We start from the raw sequence: 22,089 nt of genomic DNA, 5'->3' as shown, positions 1-22,089 counted from the left end.
TGCACGCTGATCGAAAAGCGCAACGCGTCACCAACAAACCCCGCCGGCAACGGACGGGGCTTTTTTATGGTGCGCGCCGTCCATCGGCATCAAGATGGAGAACACGATGACACAGAATATTTATGATACGCCGGCCTTCTTCGAAGGCTACAGCCAGTTGGGCCGCTCGGTGGGCGGTCTTGCCAGTGCCGCGGAGTGGCCTGCCTTGCAGGCGCTGATGCCAGACCTTAACGGCCTGCGCGCCGTGGATCTCGGTTGTGGTTTTGGCTGGTTTGCCCGCTGGGCGCGAGAACGGTGCCGCAGAGGTGCTGGGCCTCGATGTTTCGGAAAACATGCTGGCGCGGGCACGATCAATGTCGACAGATGCGGCCATTCGTTATGACAGAGCCGATCTGGAGGTGCTTGACTTGCCCGAAGCAGCGTTTGATCTTGCCTACAGTTCACTCACCCTGCATTACATCGACAATCTGGCCGGGCTGTTCCGGACCGTTCACAAGGCACTCGTTCCCGGCGCGACATTCATCTTCTCGATGGAACATCCCATCTTTATGGCACCATCCCGTCCCGGCTGGTCGATTGATGCGGAAGGCCGCAAATCCTGGCCCGTCGACGGCTATCTGGTCGAGGGACCGCGTGTGACCGACTGGCTGGCCAAAGGCGTCATCAAACAGCACCGGACAATCGGCACCATTCTCAATCTGCTGATGAAGGCGGGTTTCGCCATCTCCAACGTGGAAGAATGGAAGCCGACGAAAGAACAGATCATCGCGAGGCCCGAGCTTGCCGAGGAACTGGAGCGGCCGATGTTCCTGCTGGTTGCCGCACAGCGCTAAGAGCCGCAAGACGCCGTTTGATCGGGAGAAATCCGGGGGCTTCCAATGGCGCCCGGATTTTGATACGGCTCAGCGCGGAAGAGTTTTTGACCCGCCTGGAGTCTCATTTTGCCATCGTAAAGACCGGTCTCGCCTGTATTACCCTGTGCTGCTGACAATGCGCGTTGCGTTCCGGCAGTGCTGACACATGTTCAGCGGGTGGCAGAGTTAGAGGCCGGTTGGCAATTCAAGCGTGTGCTTTGCGCAGACGCATCGGCCCAAAACTCTTCCCATCCCCGAACACGCCACACCGCGCTCAGTCCATGACTGTCTGACAGCCTTCTTGCTGAACTTCCAAAAGGAAGATCAAGACGGCATGTCCAATACTCTCTGCGTCCAATGGACCATTGTTCCACGAACGGCTCCCCAGCCTCGCATCACCTGCAGCCATTGCCGCTGCGTGCGGCCCTTCCAATCCAGCGGCAAGGCCCGGCTCAACGCCAATGGCCGCAAACTCGACGCCTGGCTCATCTACAAATGCACGGTCTGCGACAACACGTGGAACCGCACGATTTTCGAGCGCAGGCATGTCCGGGATATCGACCTGCAAACCCTTGCAGCGCTTCAGACCAACGATCCGGAATGGCTTAACCGTCTGGCATTCAATCCAGTGGGGTTGAAGGCAATGGAGGTCACGGAGTTCTCGGATGTTACCGTCAGGAAGCAGGTTCTATCTCACGCGCCGGATGTAACCCATCTGTCGATCGAACTCATACTGCCGTTGACAACAACCGTGCGCCTTGACCGGCTTCTGGCTTCGGAACTGGCTTTATCCCGCAGCCGGATACAGACACTCGAAAGCGACGGTCTGCTGTCCACGGCGCCATCCGGCCGCAACATTCTGCGAAAAAGCATTGGAGACGGTCTGGTCGTTCTCCTGGATATTTCCGACGAACCAGAGCGCGGCTGGATTATCGATGCGGCAAGCAGACAGGTAAACGGCTGAAACAGAACACCCCACGGCGGTGATTCCTGCGCTGTGGGGTGTTTTAGTTATCCGGCAAATCAAAAGATGGTTTTGCGTTATGAATCGCGGCCGTAAATCTGGTCGGCGCGTTTTTCAAAGGCCTCGGTGAATTTCCGGAAGGCAATATCGAACATCGATCCCATCAAGAAACCAAGCGTGCGGCTTTTGAATTCATAGTCGATGTAGAATTTGACCTCGGAATGTTCCGGGTTTGCGGAGGGCACGAACTGCCATTTGTTGTCGAGATAGCGAAACGGCCCGTCGACATATTTGGTCTCGATCACCTTCTCGTCCGGCTTGAGCAGGACCTGGCTGGTAAACGTCTCGCGGATCAGCTTGTAGCCTACGGTCATATCGGCGATGAGCAGCGTCTTGCCGTCCCGCTCCTTGCGTGAGCGCACCTTCAGGCTTTCGCACATTGGCAGGAACTGCGGATAGCTTTCCACGTCCGCCACCAGATCGAACATCTGCTCGGCCCGATGCACCACGGGGCGTGTCGTATCGAATTTCGGCATTCAGTCAGCTTCTGTTGGCGTGCAGCGCCTCGCGTGCAGCCTTCAGCTTGGCGAAATCATCACCCGCATGGTGCGACGAGCGTGTGAGCGGGCTCGATGCAACCACCAGGAAGCCCTTGGTCTTGGCGATGGTCGCATAGGACTTGAATTCGTCTGGCGTGACATAGTTGAGAACCGGATGATGCTTGCGCGTCGGCTGCAGGTACTGGCCGATGGTCATGAAGTCGACATTGGCCGAACGCAGGTCGTCCATCAGCTGCAGCACTTCGTTGCGCTCTTCGCCGAGGCCGACCATGATGCCGGATTTGGTGAAGATGGTCGGATCGAGTTCCTTCACCCGCTGCAGCAGGCGGATGGAATGGAAATAACGGGCACCCGGACGCACCTTGAGATAGTTGGAAGGCACCGTTTCCAGATTGTGGTTGAACACGTCGGGGCGCGCGGCAACGACGATCTCAAGCGCACCGTCCTTGCGCAGGAAATCCGGCGTGAGGATTTCAACCGTTGTGCCGGGAGAAATCGCGCGGATCGCGTTGATGACGTCGGCAAAATGCTGGGCGCCGCCATCGGGAAGATCGTCGCGGTCGACCGAGGTGATGACCACATGGGTTAGGCCCATCTTCTTGACGGCCTTGCCGACATTTTCCGGCTCGTTCGGATCAAGCGCCGTCGGCAATCCCGTTGCGACGTTGCAGAACGCGCAGGCACGGGTGCAGATCTCGCCCATGATCATGAAGGTGGCGTGCTTCTTGTCCCAGCACTCGCCGATATTCGGGCAACCGGCCTCTTCGCACACGGTCACGAGGCTGTGCGAGCGCACGATCTCGCGCGTTTCCGCATAGCCCTTGGAGACCGGCGCCTTGACGCGAATCCAGTCCGGCTTCTTCAGAATTTCCGTATCCGGACGATGCGCCTTTTCCGGATGCCGCAGGCGCCGCTTTTGATCGATCGTATCGAGAACCGTTACCATCAGGACTTCCTAGTTTAATTCGAGGATCTGGCTTTGCCAAAAATCCAGAGAATGATAATCGCGCCCGCCGTCGCAACAATCAGATTTCCAAAAAAGCCGTAAAAGTTGAAATTCAACAATCCGGCCAGCGTGCCACCCACGAACGATCCGGCAATACCAACAAGAATATTGGTGAACAAGCCATGATTGCGGCTCATCGCCTTTTCCGCGATATATCCGGCGATGAAGCCGATGACCAGCATCCCGAAGAAACCGACACCGGGCATGCTCATGATACCGACTGGCTGATCCATCTTCCCTCGCTCGCCCTATCGTCCTGATGCAATCGCAATGGCACGAAACACCAGAGCCCATATAGCACCGAAAAGAAAACCACCCAACCCGCAGGCAAAAGTCACCACCCACACACCGGTCCAGCCGCCGATGGCCGTGCCATTGATGGATATGGTGTTGCCGGAAACCAGACTCAAGGCAGACGCAGCAAACCCCAGCCCAAAGCCGATCAGGGTCGACCATTTGAGGATTGCCCATGACAGGCGAATCCAGGGTTTGCTGTCCTTGATGGTGACCAACGGACCGGAATTCCTTTCGTTATCAGGCGTTCAGTGCACGTCCATAGGCATCCAGCACGCTTTCCTTCATCGTTTCCGACAGGGTCGGATGCGGGAAGATCGTGTGCATCAGTTCTTCTTCGGTCGTTTCGAGGTTCATCGCAACCACAAAACCCTGGATCAGTTCCGTCACCTCAGCACCGACGAGATGGGCGCCGAGGAGCTGGCCGGTCTTCTTGTCGAAGACGGTCTTGACCATACCCTGGTCTTCACCCAGCGCAATCGCCTTGCCGTTGGCGACGAACGGGAAACGGCCGACGCGGACGTCATAGCCTTCCGCTTTCGCCTTGGCTTCGGTCAAACCAACGGAAGCGACCTGCGGGTTGCAATAGGTGCAGCCCGGAATCTTGGCCTTGTCCATCGGATGCACGTTCGGCAATCCGGCGATCTTCTCGACACAGATCACAGCCTCGTGCTCGGCCTTGTGCGCCAGCATGGGCGGCCCAGCGACGTCGCCGATGGCATAGATGCCGGGAACGTTGGTCTTGCCATAGCCGTCGATGACGATGCAGCCGCGATCCGTCTTGATGCCGAGTGCCTCAAGGCCGATGTTTTCGATATTGCCCTGCACGCCGACAGCCGAGACCATGCGGTCCGCGGTGATTTTTTCGACCTTGCCGTCCTTCTTTTCGACATGGGCGGTGATGGAATTGGCTGACTTCTCGACCTTGGTCACCTTGGCATCGAGAATGATCTTCATGCCCTGCTTTTCGAACTGCTTGCGGGCAAAGTTGGCAATCTCGGTGTCTTCGACAGGCATGACCTGCGGCATGACTTCGACGACGGTCACATCGACGCCCATCGTGCGGTAGAACGACGCGAATTCGATACCGATGGCACCGGAACCCATGACGAGCAGCGACTTTGGCATTTCTTCCGGCTTCATCGCCTCGAAATAGGTCCAGATCAGCTTGCCATCCGGCTCGATACCGGGAAGCGCGCGCGGACGGGCACCGGTGGCGATGATGATATGCTTGGCCGTATAAGTGCCCTCGCCCAGGGTATTCTTGGGCAGCGGCGCCTGCGGCTCGACCGGCTTCTTGGTGGTCTTGGAGACGACGATCTCGCCGGGCTTGGTCAGCTTGGCCTCGCCCCAGATGACATCAACCTTGTTCTTCTTCATCAGGAAGCCGACGCCGCCATTCATCCGCTCGGCAATGCCGCGCGAGCGTGCAACGATGGCCTTGAGATCTGCAGTCACGCTGCCTTCGATCTTCAGGCCGTAATTCTTCGCGTGTTCGGCGTAATGAAAGATTTCCGCCGAGCGCAGCAGCGCCTTTGTCGGTATGCAGCCCCAGTTGGAGCAGATACCGGCGAGATGCTCGCGTTCCACGATGGCCGTCTTCAATCCCAGCTGCGCGGAACGGATAGCGGCGATATAGCCGCCCGGGCCGGAACCAATGATGATCACGTCGTAATTATTGGCCAAGTCTCGGTCCTCCTAAGACTGAACTAAATATCGAGTATGCCTCGAACGATTGGTGCAATGGCCTTGCCGATTGCCCGTGTATTGTCTGCATCCAGATGCACGCCATCGACCGGCGATGTCTTCGCCACCGATCCCGCATCGAAAAACGCGCAATCGGCCTGCCGGGCGGCATCTTCATAAAAGGCGGCGAGCAGGCGCGACTGTTCGATGCCCTGCTCGAACACCAGCCGGAATTCCGGACCGTCCGTCTCGCCCAGCGGCGGCGGTGACATGATCAGGACGTCAGGTGCTTTCGCATCAAGCTGGTACGGCGCAGTACGGATGATCTCGATCAGCCGCTGCATGCCGCGCTTGGCGCCCTGCGCATTGCCGCAGATAAAGCTCTTCATGTCGTTGGTGCCGAGCATGACGATCACCAGATCAAGCGGAAAATGCGTGCCAAGCGCCGTGGTCAGCGTCTTGGCAGCATTGCGTTCAAACCCCGAGAGATGGTCGTCGAACGCGGTTGTCCGCCCGTTCAGACCATCCGCGACAACATTCACGTTGCCGCCAAGCTCTGCCTGCAAAATCTGTGGCCAGCGATCGCCCAGCGCATGGCGTCCTGACCCGTCGGGAATGTACCCCCAGGTCAATGAATCGCCATAGCAGAGGACCGTTTTCATTGGCGGCCTCAGACCAGCATGCCCATCGGGTTTTCGATGTGGCGCTTGAAGGCCTGAGCAAGCTCGGCACCCAAGGCTCCATCGACAGCGCGGTGATCGGTCGAAAGCGTCACGGACATGACCGTGGCAACCTTGATCTCACCCTTCTTGACGACGGCCCGCTCTTCACCCGCACCGATTGCCAGAATGGTGGCATGCGGCGGGTTGATGATGGCGGCGAAGTCCTTGACGCCGAACATGCCGAGGTTGGAAACCGCAGTCGTGCCGCCCTGGTATTCCTCGGGCTTCAGCTTGCGGTCGCGCGCGCGCTTGGCCAGGTCCTTCATCTCGTTGGAGATGGTGGACAAGGTCTTTTCCTCGGCCTTGCGGATGATCGGCGTGATCAGGCCGCCGGGGATCGACACGGCAACGCCCACGTCGGAATGCTTGTGCTTGACCATGTTGGCTTCGGTCCAGGACACATTGGCGTCCGGAACATCGCGCAGGGCCAGAGCCATCGCCTTGATGATCATGTCATTGACGGACAGCTTGTAGGCAGGAACGTCGCCCTTTTCCGTCTTGCGCATCGGCGATGCCGCATTGATCTGGGCACGCAGCGCCAGCAATGCGTCGAGTTCGCAATCGACCGTCAGATAGAAATGCGGAACCGTCGATTTGGCTTCCAGCAGACGCTTGGCGATCGTCTTGCGCATGCCGTCATGCGGCACAAGCTCGTAGGAGCCTTCCTCGAACAGTTTCAGCACCGTATCGTCCGACATGGGCTTAGGAGCCGCTGCCGGCGTGGCCGCTGCAGCTGCCGCAGGTGCCTTGGCACCGCCGCCAGAGATTGCTGCCTCGACGTCTTTCTTGATGACGCGGCCATGCGGGCCGGAGCCCGTTACAGCGGAAAGATCGATACCGGCGTCCTTGGCGATCCGGCGGGCCAGCGGCGACGAGAATGTCCGGTCGCCGGACTTTGCCGGAGCAGCAACAGCGGCGGCTGGTGCAGCCGGCGCTGGCGCCGTTTCCTTGGGTGCTTCGGCCTTGGCGGGCGCAGGTGCGGCTTCTGCTTTCGCGGGAGCTGCGTCGCCACCCTTGGCAGCAGCACCGACATCTTCGCCGTCCGCCGCCAGAATGGCGATCAGCGCATTGACCTTGACGCCTTCCGTACCGGCGGGAACCACGATCTTGGCAACCGTGCCCTCGTCGACCGCTTCGACTTCCATCGTTGCCTTGTCGGTTTCGATCTCGGCAATCACATCGCCGGGACCAACCTTATCGCCTTCCTTGACAAGCCATTTGGCCAGATTGCCCTCTTCCATCGTGGGAGAAAGAGCCGGCATGGTGATATTGATCGGCATATCGATTTCCTCCCCTTTACGCTGTGTATGTCACAGCTTTGACGGCCTCGACGATTTCTTGAACGTTCGGCAATGCCAGCTTTTCCAGATTGGCCGCGTAAGGCATCGGGACGTCCTTGCCGGCAATCGTCAGGATCGGCGCATCGAGATAATCGAAAGCCTGCTGCATGACGCGGGTAGCGATTTCCGTGCCGACCGAAGACTGCGGATAGCCTTCCTCGATGGTGACGCAGCGACCGGTCTTCTTGACCGATTCGACAACCGTCGGAATGTCCATCGGACGGATGGTGCGCAGATCGATGATCTCAGCATCGATGCCGAGCTTGGACAGCTCTTCCGCAGCCTTCACCGTGTAGTTCATGCCGATGCCGAAGGAGACGAGCGTGACGTCCGTGCCCTTCTTGTGGATGCGGGCCTTGCCGATCGGCAGGACGAAATCATCGAGCTTCGGCACATCGAAGGAGTGACCGTAGAGGATTTCGTTTTCGAGGAAGATGACCGGGTTCGGATCGCGGATCGCAGCCTTGAGCAGACCCTTCGCATCGGCAGCCGTGTAGGGCATGACGACCTTGAGGCCCGGAATATGGCTGTACCAAGCGGCATAGCACTGGGAGTGCTGGGCCGCGACGCGGGCAGCCGCGCCGGAAGGACCACGGAACACCATCGGTGCGCCCATCTGGCCGCCGGACATATAGAGCGTCTTGGCCGCCGAATTGATGATCTGGTCAATCGCCTGCATGGCGAAGTTGAAGGTCATGAATTCAACGATCGGGCGCAGGCCGGTCATGGCAGCGCCAACACCCACGCCGGCAAAGCCGTGTTCGGTGATCGGCGTATCGACAACGCGGCGCGGACCGAATTCGTCGAGCAGGCCCTGGGTGATCTTGTAGGCGCCCTGATATTCGGCGACTTCTTCACCCATGATGAAGACGTTGGGATCACGGCGCATTTCTTCCGCCATGGCGTCGCGCAGCGCTTCGCGCACGGTGGTCGAGACCATCTCGGTGCCTGCCGGAATATCCGGATCGGCGGCAACTTCAGTCTTCGGCGCGGCCGGAACGGTCGCGGCGGGCTTTGCAGCCTCCGCTTCCTGCTGCGGGGCTTCTTGCGCCTTGGCAGGCGCTTCAACGGCTGCAGCCTTTGGCGCGCTGGCGGCATCGGCGCTTTCACCGTCGCCCAGGAGAACGGCGATGACGGTGTTGACCTTCACGTTGTCGGTGCCTTCAGCAATAAGAATCTTGCCGATGGTGCCTTCATCGACCGCTTCCACTTCCATCGTCGCCTTGTCGGTTTCGATTTCTGCGAGAACGTCACCGGATGTGACCTTGTCACCTTCCTTTTTCAGCCATTTCGACAGTTTGCCCTCTTCCATGGTCGGCGAGAGCGCTGGCATCAGAATATCTACAGGCATGGTTGCGCCTCCCTTAGAGCAGAATGTCGGTATAGAGCTCGGATGCATCCGGCTCCGGATCGGACTGGGCGAAATCCGCTGCGTCGGCAACGATGTCGCGAACGTCCTTGTCGATCTTCTTCAGGTCGTCCTCGGTGGACCAGCCCTTGTCGATCAACCGGCTCTTCACCTGCTCGATGGGATCGTGTTCGGAGCGCATCTTCTGCACTTCGTCCTTGGAACGGTACTTGGCCGGATCCGACATGGAGTGACCGCGATACCGGTATGTCTGCATTTCCAGGATCATCGGGCCCTTGCCGGAGCGCGCCCATGCGGTGGCTTCTTCGCCAGCAGCCTGAACGGCGCGGACATCCATGCCATCGACCTGAATACCGGGAATGTTGAAGGAAATGCCGCGACGGGAGAAATCGGTTTCGGCCGAAGCGCGGGAAACCGCCGTACCCATGGCGTAACGGTTGTTTTCAATGATGTAAATGACCGGCAGCTTCCAGAGCGCCGCCATGTTGAAGCTTTCGTAGACCTGGCCCTGGTTGGCAGCGCCGTCACCGAAATAAGCCAGGGAGACATTGCCGTTGTCGCGGTAGCGATTGGCAAAGGCGAGGCCCGTACCGAGGGAGACCTGCGCACCGACGATGCCGTGACCGCCGTAAAAGTGCTTCTCTTTCGAGAACATGTGCATGGAGCCGCCCTTGCCCTTGGAAAGGCCGCCGCGGCGTCCGGTCAGTTCGGCCATGACGCCCCGGGCGCTCATGCCGCAGGCCAGCATGTGGCCGTGGTCGCGATAACCGGTGATGACCTGATCGCCTTCAACCAGTGTCGCCTGCATGCCGGTCACAACAGCTTCCTGACCGATATAGAGATGGCAGAAACCGCCAATGAAACCCATACCGTAGAGCTGGCCGGCCTTTTCTTCGAAGCGCCGGATCAGCAGCATTTCGCCGTAGGCGTGGAGCTCCTGCTCCTTTGTGTACTCGATTGGTTTTGGTGCTTTGACAGCAGAGGTCTGCGCAGAACGCGCAGGGCTTTTTTTCGCCCTCGTAGCCATATCTCACTCCCTGTTATTTTGTCGGACGACAATAGCAGCAGGAGCAGAACTTACAATATGCAGAATTGAATAAGAGCTATGCAAATAAGACGTTCAAAATGCACGATAAAAAGTGAATTAACCGGAATTCAGTTAATAGTTAAATCACCCGAGCCACGCATAATTGTGACTTCGTCCGGCCGCGATACATTCAACGCCTTGCGGGCCTGTTCATCTAACATGTCCCGCTCGATTGTTCCATCATGCATAAGTTGTACTTCCCGTTCAAGCTCCGTGCGCGACGCCTTGACCGCGTCGTACTGGGCGCGCAGCAGCCGGGTCTGATCCTGCAGCTTGATGGTGGAATAGAGACCGTATTCGCCGTGATAGGCATGGAAACCGAAATAGGCGAAAAACATCGAGGCAAGGATCGGCACGACAAGCCGTCCGCGATTGGTTTTCCGTCTCTGTTTTGTCCACATGGCAAATGACCCGAAGGGATGCGGAATCAGGTCACGATGGCCCGATTAGTCACACGGCCATAAAACAATGTTTTGCTTAACAGCCGATTAAATTTGCCGTTCCCGCTGCCCTGGGGCCGCCCCACCAAAACAAAATGGCGGGCACAGGGCCCGCCATCTCCATCGCTCGAATGTAACGCGTATCAGAGGCTGCGGAAAATGCCGCGGCCGGCGTAACGGGCCTGCGGTCCGAGTTCCTGCTCGATACGGATCAGCTGGTTGTACTTGGCGATCCGGTCGGAGCGGGAAAGCGAGCCGGTCTTGATCTGTCCGCAATTGGTGGCGACGGCGAGATCGGCAATCGTCGAGTCTTCGGTTTCACCGGAGCGGTGCGACATGACGGCGGTATAGCCAGCGCGATGCGCCGTATCGACCGCGTCGAAGGTTTCCGACAACGTGCCGATCTGGTTGACCTTGACGAGAATGGAATTGGCCACGCCCATCTTGATGCCATCGCGCAGACGAGCCGAATTGGTGACGAACAGATCGTCGCCGACGAGCTGGCACTTGTCGCCGATGAGGTCAGTCAGGTATTTCCAGCCTTCCCAGTCATCTTCGGACATGCCGTCTTCGATGCTGATGATCGGGTAGTCAGCCGCCAGCTTGGCCAGATACTTTGCCTGGGTCTTCGGATCGCGGCTCTTCTTCTCGCCTTCATAGACGTAATTGCCGTCCTTGAAGAATTCGGTTGCAGCGCAATCGAGACCGATGGCGATTTCTTCGCCTGGCTTGAAACCGGCTTTCTCGATGGACTCCATGATGAAGTCCAGTGCAGCCGGTGCCGTCTTCAGGTTCGGCGCAAAACCGCCCTCGTCGCCCACATTGGTGTTGTGGCCGGCATCCTTCAGGCGCTTCTTCAGCGTGTGGAACACTTCCGCACCGTAACGCACGGCTTCGGCCAGTGACGATGCGCCAACCGGGAGAATCATGAATTCCTGAAAATCGATGGGATTGTCGGCATGCGCGCCGCCGTTGATGATGTTCATCATCGGCACCGGCAGGACATGGGCGTTCGGTCCACCGAGATAGCGGTAGAGCGGCAGGCCGGAGGATTCAGCGGCGGCCTTGGCAACGGCGAGCGATACGCCGAGAATGGCGTTGGCGCCAAGACGGCTCTTGTTCGGCGTGCCATCGAGATCGATCATGGTCTTGTCGATGTGGATCTGGTTTTCCGCGTCGAGACCGCCGATTGCATCGAACAGCTCGCCATTGACGGCATCGACAGCCTTCAGAACGCCCTTGCCGAGATAGCGTGTGCCACCATCGCGCAGTTCCACGGCCTCATGTGCACCCGTCGAGGCGCCGGATGGGACCGCCGCGCGGCCCAGTGAGCCGTCTTCGAGAATGACATCGACCTCAACAGTCGGGTTCCCGCGACTATCCAGAATTTCACGGCCAATAATATCGACAATAGCAGTCATAAGGCTTTTCCTTCAATTTGCATTGGGCAGCATTCGCCACTGGAATAGCGAATGAAGATGACAAGGAAAATCCCCATGAAGACGAATTGTTGCTCAAAACAGAAAAAAGGCCGTCAGAGACGGCCTTTTCCTGAAAATCAGATCACGCCGACTTGGCGATCCGGTCGAACTCCAGCAGCTTTTCCAGAAGACGCGGCATCTGGTCGAGCGGCACCATGTTCGGGCCGTCCGATGGCGCATTGTCCGGGTCCTGGTGCGTTTCGATGAACACACCGGCCACGCCGACGGCAACGGCGGCACGCGCCAGCGTCTCGACAAACTCGCGCTGCCCGCCGGTGGAACCACCCTGCCCGCCCGGCTGCTGCACCGAATGAGTCGCATCGAAAATCACCGGCGCGCCGAAGCCCGCCATGATCGGCAGCGAACGCATGTCCGATACCAGCGTGTTGTAGCCGAAGGATGCGCCGCGCTCGGTCACCATCACATTCGGGTTGCCGCTTTCCGTGACCTTGGCAATGACGTTTTTCATATCCCAGGGCGCAAGGAACTGGCCTTTTTTGATGTTGACCACCTTGCCGGTCTTGGCGGCGGCGATCAGCAGATCCGTCTGGCGGCAGAGAAACGCCGGGATCTGCAGCACATCGACGACTTCGCCCAGAACCGCGCACTGCTCTTCCGTATGAACGTCGGTCAGCGTCGGCAGTCCGAACTCCTTGCGGATATCGGCGAAAACCGGCAACGAATTTTCAAGGCCAAAGCCGCGCTTGCCGGTCAGCGACGTCCGGTTGGCCTTGTCAAAACTCGACTTGTAGACCAGTCCGATGCCGAGCTTGCCCGTCAGCTCCTTCAGCGCACCCGCCATGTCGAAGGCATGCTGGCGGCTTTCCATCTGGCAGGGTCCGGCAATCAGCGAAAACTGCGCGGTATTGGAAAAGGCAACCGGGCCGGCGGAGACAGTGCAATTCAGGGACATCAGGCAGCCTCAAATACAATGGCAGCGCCCTGTCCCGGTGCCCTATGCACAATCAGGCGGGAGCCGCGCTTTTCGGTGGAGATATTGTTGTTGGCGAGCAGCGTTTCAACCGCAGCCAGATCGCGAACACCGACAACAAAGGCCTGCAAGCGCAAACCCCGCTCGTTTTCCGGCGCATCCAGACCGAGAAAGGATCGAAGACCGGCAGGCGTCAGCACGGTGATATTGGCATTGGCAGCGCGGATATCCATGCCGAAGGAATGGGCGTTGACGTCGCGCTGGTTGACCAGTTCCTGCAAGGGATACTGGAAATCCGTCGGATTGACTTCCGACAGCACGATCTCACGCAAGCCGACCGCGCCATTCCTGTGAGTCTGCAGGGCCGTGCGGTCCACTTTCGGTGGATTGACACGCTGGCAGGTAAAGAAGAAGGCATCGGGAGCCCGCAGATCCGCGGCAAAGGCAAGACGGAAACCGGCCACGCCTTCTGCACCATCAGGTGTTTTGAAGGCTCTTGAAAAATCGAGTATTTCGCCAGCTGAAATGCCTGATTTCACAAACTCCTTGTGATCTGCCCCAGCATCCTGCGTTCCCATGACCAGGGCGGAAAAACCTTCCTGGCCCTGGCGGAAACGATAGGCCTGATCGCGCGCAACAAAAACATTGCCATTTCTGGCTTCGGTTTCACAGGTTTCGCGCTGTGCGATGGCAAGGGGTTCAAGATAGGTGTTATCCGAGAAGAAGACGCAGGCATTCTCCGTGCCAAACGGATGCTGCGCTGATGGCGCAACAGTAAAGCCGAGCGCTTCCAGACGCTGGCGCGCCGTATCGAGATCCACCGTCGGCAGAACCAGATGATCAACAGGTCGGGGCGTGCGCGGCGTTGCTATGGTCATGGGAAAAGGGTGTGCCTCAATGCGGACTGCAATTCAAGCCACACCCCATATTGTTTCAAACGAGCCGGCTCTGGTCCATGGCCGCACGAATGAACGAGGCGAACAGCGGATGCGGTTCGAATGGCCGCGACTTCAGTTCCGGATGGTACTGGACGCCGATGAACCATGGATGATCGGCATATTCGATGGTCTCAGGCAGAACACCGTCCGGCGACATGCCCGAAAACACCAGACCGCAATCTTCCAGACGGTCCTTGTAATCGATGTTCACCTCGTAACGGTGGCGATGCCGTTCGAATATATCGGTCGAGCCATAGATGTCGGCAATCCGCGTGCCGGATTTCAGCATGGCTTCGTAGGCGCCCAGACGCATGGTGCCGCCGAGATCGCCAGCCTGTGTGCGCTTCTCCAGCATGTTGCCCTTGAGCCACTCGGTCATGAGACCGACGACCGGTTCATTCGTCGGGCCGAATTCGCTGGACGATGCCTTCTCGACGCCTGCCAGCGAACGAGCGGCCTCGATGACCGCCATCTGCATGCCGAAGCAGATACCGAAATACGGGACCTTCTTCTCGCGGGCGAATTTTGCCGCCAGAATCTTGCCTTCCGAACCGCGCTCGCCGAAGCCGCCCGGCACCAGAATGCCGTGTACCTTCTGCAGATAGGGCGTCGGGTCTTCCTGTTCGAAGATTTCCGATTCGATCCAGTCGAGATTGACCTTCACCTTGTTGGCCATGCCACCATGGTGCAGGGCTTCGATCAGCGATTTGTAGGCATCCTTGAGGCCGGTGTACTTGCCGACGACGGCAATCGTGACCTCGCCTTCCGGATTGTGGATACGCTTGCTGACCTCGTCCCAACGCTCCATGCGGGGCTTTGGTGCAGGATCGATCCCGAATGCCGCCAGAACTTCCGAATCGAGGCCTTCCCTGTGATAGGCCATCGGAACGTCATAGATCGTATCGACGTCGAGCGCCTGGATGACCGCAGACGAGCGGACATTGCAGAACAGCGACAGCTTGCGGCGTTCCGATTCCGGAATCTCGCGATCCGCACGAATCAGCAGAATATCCGGGGCGATACCGATAGAGCGCAGTTCCTTGACGGAGTGCTGGGTCGGCTTGGTCTTCAGTTCGCCCGCTGCGGGGATATAGGGCATCAGGGTCAGGTGGATATAGACAGCGCTGCCGCGCGGCAGGTCGTTGCCGAGCTGGCGGATCGCCTCGAGGAACGGCATCGCTTCGATATCGCCGACCGTACCGCCGATTTCGCACAGCACGAAATCGTAATCCTCATTGCCGTCGACGATGAAATTCTTGATCTCATCGGTGACGTGCGGAATCACCTGAACGGTTGCGCCGAGGTAGTCGCCCCTGCGTTCCTTCTCGATGATGTTGCGGTAGATGCGTCCGGTGGTGATATTGTCCTGCTTGTTGGCAGGACGCCCCGTAAAGCGCTCGTAATGACCAAGATCGAGGTCAGTTTCAGCGCCATCGTCGGTCACAAAGACCTCGCCGTGCTGATACGGCGACATCGTGCCGGGGTCGACGTTGAGATAAGGATCAAGCTTGCGAATCCGTACACGGTATCCACGAGCCTGAAGGAGGGCTGCCAAAGCAGCTGCGGCGATGCCTTTTCCGAGGGAAGAAACCACGCCGCCAGTGATGAAAACATATCGGGCCATGGGCTTATCTCGTTAGTCCTTTGTGAGTGATTTGGCCACAAGAAAATCGGCATGAAAGCCGTTTTTCCCGTGCCAATATCTTTTTCAAACAAGCAAAACGGCCAGACGTTAGGTCTGGCCGTTTCAATTCAGCGACGAATAGTTCTTACAGTACAACCACTTCCGTGCCAACAGTGACGCGGTTGTAAAGATCGATCACGTGATCATTGACCATGCGGAAACAACCGTTCGAAGCGGAGCTGCCGATGGTCCAGGGCTGCACGGTACCGTGAATACGGATATAGGTATCCTTGTTGCCCTGTGAAAGGTAGAGCGCGCGCGCGCCGAGCGGATTGCCTGGACCACCGTCCATGCCGTTCTCATACTTGGCGTAGTGATTTGGTTCGCGCTCGATCATTTCCTTGGTCGGGATCCAACGGGGCCATTCGCGCTTGGTGCGGATTTCGGCGGTACCCTTGAATTCGAGACCTTCCTTGCCGACGGCAATGCCATAGCGGCGTGCGGTCGTGGAGGACTCAACCAGATAAAGGAACTTCTGCTTCGGATCGATGACGATGGTGCCGGTCTTGTAACCGGTGAAGGAAACGTCCTGCGGCAGATACTTGGGATCGAGCGAATAGTTGCGCTTGGCCGCTGCCGCCGTTGCACGGGCGGGCTTACGGGCCTGCGAAACCTTAGCTGGTTTTGCAGTGGAAGCGGTTGGCGTCGTGTCAACCTTTGCCGCATCGGCAGGCGTTGCGGCCGTATTGACGGTGGACTGAGCGAATGCCGATCCGGACATGGCCAGAACAGAAATTCCGATGAGCAGAGAGCGACGTGAAATCATAGTGTTAGTTCCCGGATAATATGCACGCGCCATCAGCGGCACTTGCCAGGCCCCCAAGGCCAAACCTGACTATGGCGATATCTGAAGACTGTTTTCCACTCAATGCAAATCACCGTGAAGAACAGCCCAGACTGATTCTTCACCGCCAAGGGTTGCGGAAGCGCAACACATTTGCTGCGCATCCGCAAAGAATCAGTTTCAGCGGCGGTTACTGCGAATTGGGAACGGGGTTTGCAGGCTGCGCCGGCGCGGCCGGAGCAGCAGGCGCAGGCGCTGTTGATTCGGCCGGTGCCGGTGCCGGTGCCGCTGGTGCTGCCGGTGCCGAAGCGTCAGAGGCCGGCGGCGTTGTGGTCGCAGCACCCGGAAGCTGGTTGAGAATGCCGCCGCTGCCAGCTGGCTGTCCGCCGGTTGCGGGCTGTCCGCCCGTCGTTGCCGGGATACGGTTGAGAATATCCGTCGGGCTTTCGGCGTAGCGCGACATGATGCCAAGCGCCAGGGACGTGATGAAAAAGCCCGTCGCAAGAATCGCCGTTGCCCGCGTGAGCACGTTGGCAGCGCCGCGTGCGCTCATGAAACCCGAGCCGCCACCGATCCCAAGACCGCCGCCTTCAGAGCGCTGCATGAGCACAACTCCAACGAGGGCAAGTACAATCAGAAGATGAATGACGATGACGACGGTTTGCATGGGGTATTTTCTGCTTTCTAGGTGTCGGACGCGGCTCTTTACACCGTATCTCTTAATAAACCAAGCCCGTCAGCGGACAGTTTTCTCGGCAATTCGGCGCTTTTGATGCTCGTCAGAGCGAATGGTACGCCTCACAGATGGCCAGGAAGTCCACCGCTTTCAAGCTCGCGCCGCCAACAAGTGCACCATCGACGTTCGCGATGCCCAGAAGCTCGACCGCATTGGACGGCTTTACCGAGCCGCCATAGAGAATGCGCTGCCGCGCGCCTTCCGCACCAAAACGCGCGGTCAGCGCCGCACGGATCGACGCGTGAACCTCACGGACATCCCCCGCGGTCGGCGTCAAACCGGTCCCGATCGCCCATACGGGCTCGTACGCGATAACCGTATTGGCAGCGGTGGCTCCGTCGGGGATGGAACCGGCGAGCTGCGTTGCAATGATATCGAGTGTCGCTCCGGCCTTGCGCTGTGCTTCGGTCTCGCCGATGCAGATGATCGCGACCAGTCCGGCATCCCATGCGGCCACGGCCTTGGCATTGACCATCGCGTCGGTCTCGCCGTGATCCGTGCGTCGCTCGGAATGCCCGACAATGACATGCGATGCGCCGGCATCCTTCAACATGTCGGCGGAGATATCGCCCGTATGCGCGCCGGACTTTTTCGCATGGCAGTCCTCGCCGCCAATGGCAAGCGCCTCGCCTTCGACGGACTGGGCTGCCCGGAAAACCAGCGTGGCCGGCACACAGATCAATGCGTCAATCTTCTCGCCAATGGCCGAATTCGGCCGGTTGACGATAATGCGCAGTTCATCCAGAGACTCTCCCGTCCCGTTCATTTTCCAGTTACCAGCGACGAGTGGACGGACATCAGGGGTCATTCGGCGTTCCTCAAGACGATAGATTTGATGATTTCTCGGTCATTTGATTGTCTGACTAGCAAATTCACTTGATAAAGCAATCGACACAAGCCCTTCATGACGCTATTCCCCTAAGCAATTCAATTTGAGCCTCATACTGTTACGGTGACTTTCTATGCTCGATTCCTTGCGCGACGTGGCCCAGACCTGGGTAGCCAAGCTGCTTCTTGCTCTTCTTGGCGTCAGTTTTGTTGGCTGGGGCGTTTCCAATACCATTCTCAGCGCCGTCGGCAATGGTTCGGCGATCAGCGCCGGAAGCTCGAAAGTCTCACCGGTCGAATATCGTCTGGCCTATGACCGCCAGCTTGCCGCCCTGCAGCAGCGTTTTGGCCAGCGTTTCACCCGCGAACAAGCCGATGCCATTGGCGTCAGCAATCAGGTGCAGGCGCAGCTTGTCGCCGGTGTCGTGCTCGACGAGGAAGCGCGGAAGATGTCGCTTGGCCTGTCCAAGGATCGCCTGGCACAGCTGGCCGCCGAAGATCCGGCGTTTCAGGGACCTGACGGCCGTTTCAATCCCGGCCAGTTTGATCTGGTGCTGCGCAATGCCGGCATGACCCCACAGGGCTATCTCGACAGCCGCAGCAAGATCGCCCGCCGCCAGCAGATCGTCGAAGCCGTCGCCGACGGCATCACGGTGCCCGACACACTGCTGAAGGCGGTCGCGACCTATAAAGGCGAATCCCGCACCATCGATTACGTCTCGATGCCGAAATCCTTCATCACCGACATCCCCGCCCCCAGCGATGCGGACCTGAAGACCTATTTCGATGCGAACAAGGAAGCCTACGCCGCGCCGCAGTACCGCAAGATCACCTACGTCAAGCTTGAACCCAAGGACATTGCCGACCAGGCGTCGGTTTCGCCCGAGGAGATCAAGGCGGAATATGACAAGAACATTGCCCGCTATACCTCGCCGGAAACCCGCACCATCGAACAGCTGACTTTTGCCAATGCCGATGCCGCCAAGGCTGCCCATGACCGTCTGGCTGCAGGCACCTCGTTCGATGATGAAGTGAAGGCCGAAGGCAAGACAATGAATGACGTGCGTCTTGGCACGTTCCAGCGCAACGCCCTGCCCGACCAGACCATTGCCGAAGCGATCTTCAAGCTTCAGGCCGGAAATGTCAGCGACGTGATCACCGGCGCGTTTGGCCCGGTCATCGTGCGGGTGACTGCCGCCGCACCGCAAGTCATCAAACCGCTTTCCGAAGTGGAGAAGGACATTCGCGAGACGATCGCGCTTTCCCTCGCCGCATCGTCTGTCATGTCCGTGCACGACGCCTATGAGAATGCCCGGGCCGACGGCGCGACCATGGCCGATGCCGCTGCCAAACAGAACCTCAAGGTGGTCACCATTGATGCCGTCGACCAGTCGGGTCGCGGACCGGACGACAAGGAGATTCCCGGTATTCCGTTCGGTGAAAATCTTCTGGCTGCTGCCTTCCTTGCCGATCAGGGTTTTGACAATGAGCCGCTCAATATCGGTCCGAACAGTTTCCTCTGGTACGATGTCACCGGCATCACACCGGCACGCGACCGCACCCTCGACGAAGTGAAGGCGCGGGTCACGGACAACTGGCGGACGGCCGAGCTTGAAAAGCGCCTCAATGAAAAGGCAGAGGAAGTGCGCAAGCGCGTTGCATCCGGCACATCGCTTGACGACATCGCGGCCGAATTCAAGTTCACCAAGGAAACCAAACGCGGCATCACGCGCCAGTCAAAGGATACCGACCTCGGTGTCGGCGGCGTTGCCTCGGTGTTCGACGGGCCCAACGGTCTGGTCGGCGTTACGGAATCGGCGGCGGACCAGTCGAAGCTGATCTTCAAGGTGACGGAATCGATCGAACCGTTGAATGTGGGACCCGACTCGCTGACCAAGGCGGAGAAGGATACCTTCACGTCGCGCCTGTCCGACGATCTGCTCGATCAGCTGGTCATGCAGTTGCAGACCGTCTATCCCGTCACCATCAACAAGACCGTTATTAATCAGGCGCTTGCCCGCCAGTGATTGCAGTGAGACCCAGGAATGGCTGAACTGAAACGTTTCATCGGCATTGCGGCAGCGGGAAAAGCGCTTTCCCGCGAGGAAGCCGTGGAAGCCTTCGACATCATGATGTCGGGACAGGCAACCCCGGCGCAGATCGGCGCCCTGCTCATGGCCTTGCGGGTGCGCGGCGAGCAGGTTGACGAGATTGCCGGAGCGGTCTCGGCCATGCGCTCGAAAATGCTTCCCGTGAAGGCCGTGCCCGGCGCCATCGATATCGTCGGCACCGGCGGGGACCAGTCGGGTTCCTACAACGTTTCAACCTGCGCCGCCTTTGTGGCGGCCGGCGCCGGCGTGCCGGTTGCCAAGCACGGCAATCGCGCCCTCTCCTCGCGCTCCGGCGCGGCCGATACGCTGGCGGCGCTCGGCATCAACATCGAAATCGGTCCCGATCTGATTTCCACCTGCATCGAGGAAGCCGGCATCGGCTTCATGTTCGCGCCGTCGCACCATCCGGCGATGAAGCATGTCGGCCCCGCCCGGGTCGAACTTGGCACCCGCACCATCTTCAATCTGCTGGGCCCGTTGACCAATCCCGCTGGCGTTACCCGCCAGCTCGTCGGCGTCTATGCGCCCGAATGGGTTGAACCCATCGCGCAGGTGCTGAAGAACCTCGGTTCGGAATCCGTATGGGTCGTGCATGGCGACGGTCTCGACGAGATCACCACGGCGGGCGTCACCAAAGTCGCTGCCCTTGAGAACGGTGTGATCCGCACCTTCGAGATCGAACCCGAAGCCTTTGGCCTGCGTCTTGTCGATCCCCAGGATCTCAAGGGCGGCACGGCGGAAGAAAACGCGGTCTCGCTGCTCTCCGTCCTTGACGGCGCGCATGGCGCCTATCGCGATATCACCCTGTTCAATGCGGGTGCCGGACTGGTTGTCGCTGGCGCCACCGGCGACCTGAAAACCGGCATCAGCATGGCGGCCCATTCCATCGACAGCGGTGCGGCGCGAAATGTGCTAAAGAAGCTGGTGCACGTATCCAACAGCAAGGCTGACTGACCATGGTTGATATTCTTCGCAAGATCGAAGCCTACAAGCGTGAAGAGATTGCTGCGGCCAAGACACGTCTGAGCGTCGATGACCTCAAGGCCCGGATCAGGGATCAGGACGCCCCACGCGGTTTTCTCAGCGCTTTGCAGCGGAAACGCGCCGCCAATACATTCGGCCTGATCGCCGAGATCAAGAAGGCGAGCCCTTCCAAAGGCCTGATTCGCCCGGATTTCGATCCACCCGCGCTGGCGAAGGCCTATGAACAGGGTGGCGCAGCCTGCCTATCCGTGCTGACCGATGCACCGTCGTTTCAAGGGGCACCGGAATTTCTGACTGCAGCCCGTGCCGCCGTCAGCCTGCCTGCCCTGCGCAAGGATTTTCTCTTCGATACCTATCAGGTCTTTGAAGCTCGCAGCTGGGGCGCCGATTGCATTCTGATCATCATGGCGAGCGTCGACGATGCGCTGGCCGCAGCGCTCGAAGAAACGGCGATGGCGCTTGATATGGATGTGCTGGTCGAAGTGCATGACGAAGCCGAGATGGACCGGGCGCTGAAGCTTACCTCGCCGCTTCTTGGCATCAACAACCGCGATCTGCGCACGTTCCATGTGGATCTCGCCGTATCCGAACGACTGGCCAGAATGGTGCCGGCGGACAAGCTGCTCGTCAGCGAAAGCGGCGTCTTCACCCATGCGGATTGCCAGCGCCTCGCCAAATCGGGCATCGGCAGCTTCCTCGTCGGTGAAAGCCTGATGCGCCAGAGCGATGTGGCGGCAGCGACCCACGCGCTTCTGCATGGCACAGCGGACCAGCAGACAAGCGCCGCATGACAACCGCGCCGAAGCTGACCCATCTCGACAGCACCGGGGCGGCCCATATGGTCGATGTCGGTGGCAAGGCCGAGACTGAACGGGTTGCCGTGGCGGAAGGGTCCGTGCGGATGCTGGCGGAAACGCTCGAGTTGATCCTTTCCGGCAATGCCAAGAAGGGCGATGTCATCGGAACGGCCCGCATCGCCGGGATCATGGCCGCCAAGAAAACCCATGACCTCATTCCGCTCTGCCATCCGCTGCTTCTGAGCAAGATCAGTGTCGATATCGACGCCGACAAGGCCCTGCCGGGTCTGCGGGTGCGTGCCACCGTCAAGCTGACGGGTAAAACCGGTGTCGAAATGGAAGCGCTCACCGCGGTTTCCATTGCATGCCTGACGATCTACGACATGGCAAAAGCCGCCGACAAGGGTATGATCATTCAGGACATTCGCCTGTTGCAGAAATCGGGCGGGAAATCCGGCGATTGGTCCGCGGAAACTTCAGACGGGAATTGAAC

General features: G+C 59.0%; 22 protein-coding genes and 1 pseudogene. 6 read left to right on the top strand and 17 right to left on the bottom strand.

Annotation, left to right across the window (positions count from 1 at the left end; genetic code table 11):
* Nucleotides 1–106: 106 nt before the first annotated feature.
* Together ACZ5FP_RS11660 and ACZ5FP_RS11655 are read left to right on the top strand one after the other, a co-directional pair.
* Nucleotides 107–833 (top strand): annotated as a pseudogene (locus ACZ5FP_RS11660) (class I SAM-dependent methyltransferase).
* 355 nt (nt 834–1,188) lie between these two features.
* The gene (locus ACZ5FP_RS11655; protein WP_464660264.1) at nt 1,189–1,818 is read left to right on the top strand and encodes a DUF1062 domain-containing protein; all 630 of its coding nucleotides are present in this window, start codon (nt 1,189–1,191) and stop codon (nt 1,816–1,818) included.
* 77 nt (nt 1,819–1,895) lie between these two features.
* On the opposite strand, the gene ACZ5FP_RS11650 is transcribed toward ACZ5FP_RS11655, so the two are convergent.
* The 17 genes from ACZ5FP_RS11650 to tpiA form a co-directional block, all read right to left on the bottom strand.
* Complete coding sequence (locus ACZ5FP_RS11650; RefSeq protein ID WP_105732851.1) at nt 1,896–2,354, bottom strand: type II toxin-antitoxin system RatA family toxin; 459 nt, start codon at nt 2,352–2,354, stop codon at nt 1,896–1,898.
* A gap of 4 nt (nt 2,355–2,358) precedes the next feature.
* Entirely contained in the window at nt 2,359–3,324 is a 966-nt protein-coding gene (gene lipA / locus ACZ5FP_RS11645; protein WP_130269307.1) for a lipoyl synthase, read from the bottom strand.
* A 14-nt stretch (nt 3,325–3,338) separates the two neighbouring features.
* Nucleotides 3,339–3,617: a GlsB/YeaQ/YmgE family stress response membrane protein gene (locus ACZ5FP_RS11640; RefSeq protein WP_223614997.1), complete on the bottom strand. Its 279-nt coding sequence runs from the start codon at nt 3,615–3,617 to the stop codon at nt 3,339–3,341.
* Nucleotides 3,618–3,632: 15 nt separating this feature from the next.
* Nucleotides 3,633–3,896, bottom strand: a complete 264-nt coding sequence (locus ACZ5FP_RS11635) for a hypothetical protein (protein WP_403174018.1) — start codon at nt 3,894–3,896, stop codon at nt 3,633–3,635.
* 22 nt (nt 3,897–3,918) lie between these two features.
* Nucleotides 3,919–5,364, bottom strand: a complete 1,446-nt coding sequence (gene lpdA, locus ACZ5FP_RS11630; protein ID WP_223614998.1) for a dihydrolipoyl dehydrogenase — start codon at nt 5,362–5,364, stop codon at nt 3,919–3,921.
* Between the two features lie 23 nt (nt 5,365–5,387).
* The gene (locus tag ACZ5FP_RS11625) at nt 5,388–6,026 is read right to left on the bottom strand and encodes an SGNH/GDSL hydrolase family protein (protein WP_464660261.1); all 639 of its coding nucleotides are present in this window, start codon (nt 6,024–6,026) and stop codon (nt 5,388–5,390) included.
* Between the two features lie 8 nt (nt 6,027–6,034).
* On the bottom strand, nt 6,035–7,366 hold the full coding sequence (locus tag ACZ5FP_RS11620) for a pyruvate dehydrogenase complex dihydrolipoamide acetyltransferase (RefSeq protein WP_223615000.1): 1,332 nt from the start codon (nt 7,364–7,366) through the stop codon (nt 6,035–6,037).
* A 16-nt stretch (nt 7,367–7,382) separates the two neighbouring features.
* Nucleotides 7,383–8,777: a pyruvate dehydrogenase complex E1 component subunit beta gene (locus tag ACZ5FP_RS11615; protein WP_464660260.1), complete on the bottom strand. Its 1,395-nt coding sequence runs from the start codon at nt 8,775–8,777 to the stop codon at nt 7,383–7,385.
* A gap of 13 nt (nt 8,778–8,790) precedes the next feature.
* Nucleotides 8,791–9,822 (bottom strand): pyruvate dehydrogenase (acetyl-transferring) E1 component subunit alpha, encoded by a 1,032-nt coding sequence (gene pdhA / locus ACZ5FP_RS11610; protein WP_346305418.1) that lies wholly within the window; start codon nt 9,820–9,822, stop codon nt 8,791–8,793.
* Nucleotides 9,823–9,950: 128 nt separating this feature from the next.
* Nucleotides 9,951–10,283 carry an FtsB family cell division protein gene (locus ACZ5FP_RS11605; RefSeq protein ID WP_223615003.1) on the bottom strand — a complete coding sequence of 111 codons (333 nt, stop codon included), beginning with the start codon at nt 10,281–10,283 and terminating at the stop codon, nt 9,951–9,953.
* A gap of 182 nt (nt 10,284–10,465) precedes the next feature.
* The gene (gene eno / locus ACZ5FP_RS11600; protein ID WP_223615004.1) at nt 10,466–11,743 is read right to left on the bottom strand and encodes a phosphopyruvate hydratase; all 1,278 of its coding nucleotides are present in this window, start codon (nt 11,741–11,743) and stop codon (nt 10,466–10,468) included.
* A gap of 142 nt (nt 11,744–11,885) precedes the next feature.
* The gene (gene kdsA, locus ACZ5FP_RS11595; protein WP_464660257.1) at nt 11,886–12,716 is read right to left on the bottom strand and encodes a 3-deoxy-8-phosphooctulonate synthase; all 831 of its coding nucleotides are present in this window, start codon (nt 12,714–12,716) and stop codon (nt 11,886–11,888) included.
* Entirely contained in the window at nt 12,716–13,612 is an 897-nt protein-coding gene (locus ACZ5FP_RS11590) for a VOC family protein (protein ID WP_464660255.1), read from the bottom strand. The genes kdsA and ACZ5FP_RS11590 overlap by 1 nt, the downstream gene beginning before the upstream one ends.
* 55 nt (nt 13,613–13,667) lie before the next feature.
* Nucleotides 13,668–15,296: a CTP synthase gene (locus tag ACZ5FP_RS11585; RefSeq protein ID WP_223615006.1), complete on the bottom strand. Its 1,629-nt coding sequence runs from the start codon at nt 15,294–15,296 to the stop codon at nt 13,668–13,670.
* A gap of 145 nt (nt 15,297–15,441) precedes the next feature.
* Nucleotides 15,442–16,122: a L,D-transpeptidase gene (locus ACZ5FP_RS11580; RefSeq protein ID WP_223615007.1), complete on the bottom strand. Its 681-nt coding sequence runs from the start codon at nt 16,120–16,122 to the stop codon at nt 15,442–15,444.
* A 208-nt stretch (nt 16,123–16,330) separates the two neighbouring features.
* Entirely contained in the window at nt 16,331–16,807 is a 477-nt protein-coding gene (secG, locus tag ACZ5FP_RS11575; RefSeq protein WP_464660253.1) for a preprotein translocase subunit SecG, read from the bottom strand.
* 112 nt (nt 16,808–16,919) lie between these two features.
* Nucleotides 16,920–17,684, bottom strand: coding sequence for a triose-phosphate isomerase (tpiA, locus tag ACZ5FP_RS11570; protein WP_464660251.1), 765 nt, complete (start codon nt 17,682–17,684; stop codon nt 16,920–16,922).
* A gap of 154 nt (nt 17,685–17,838) precedes the next feature.
* Here tpiA and ACZ5FP_RS11565 point away from each other — a divergent pair, with 154 nt between their 5' ends.
* From ACZ5FP_RS11565 to moaC, 4 genes are read left to right on the top strand one after another with little or no spacing between them, the layout of a single operon-like run.
* The gene (locus ACZ5FP_RS11565) at nt 17,839–19,731 is read left to right on the top strand and encodes a SurA N-terminal domain-containing protein (RefSeq protein WP_464660249.1); all 1,893 of its coding nucleotides are present in this window, start codon (nt 17,839–17,841) and stop codon (nt 19,729–19,731) included.
* 18 nt (nt 19,732–19,749) lie between these two features.
* Nucleotides 19,750–20,769 carry an anthranilate phosphoribosyltransferase gene (gene trpD / locus ACZ5FP_RS11560; protein WP_426136858.1) on the top strand — a complete coding sequence of 340 codons (1,020 nt, stop codon included), beginning with the start codon at nt 19,750–19,752 and terminating at the stop codon, nt 20,767–20,769.
* 2 nt (nt 20,770–20,771) lie between these two features.
* The gene (trpC, locus tag ACZ5FP_RS11555) at nt 20,772–21,590 is read left to right on the top strand and encodes an indole-3-glycerol phosphate synthase TrpC (protein WP_464660247.1); all 819 of its coding nucleotides are present in this window, start codon (nt 20,772–20,774) and stop codon (nt 21,588–21,590) included.
* Nucleotides 21,587–22,087 (top strand): cyclic pyranopterin monophosphate synthase MoaC, encoded by a 501-nt coding sequence (gene moaC, locus ACZ5FP_RS11550; RefSeq protein WP_464660246.1) that lies wholly within the window; start codon nt 21,587–21,589, stop codon nt 22,085–22,087. The genes trpC and moaC overlap by 4 nt, the downstream gene beginning before the upstream one ends.
* The last annotated feature ends 2 nt before the right edge of the window (nt 22,088–22,089 follow it).

The sequence above is a fragment of the Phyllobacterium sp. T2-21 genome (assembly GCF_055378485.1).
The sequence above is the reverse complement of the archived record's forward strand: the minus strand, read 5'-3'. Positions and strand labels throughout refer to the sequence as shown.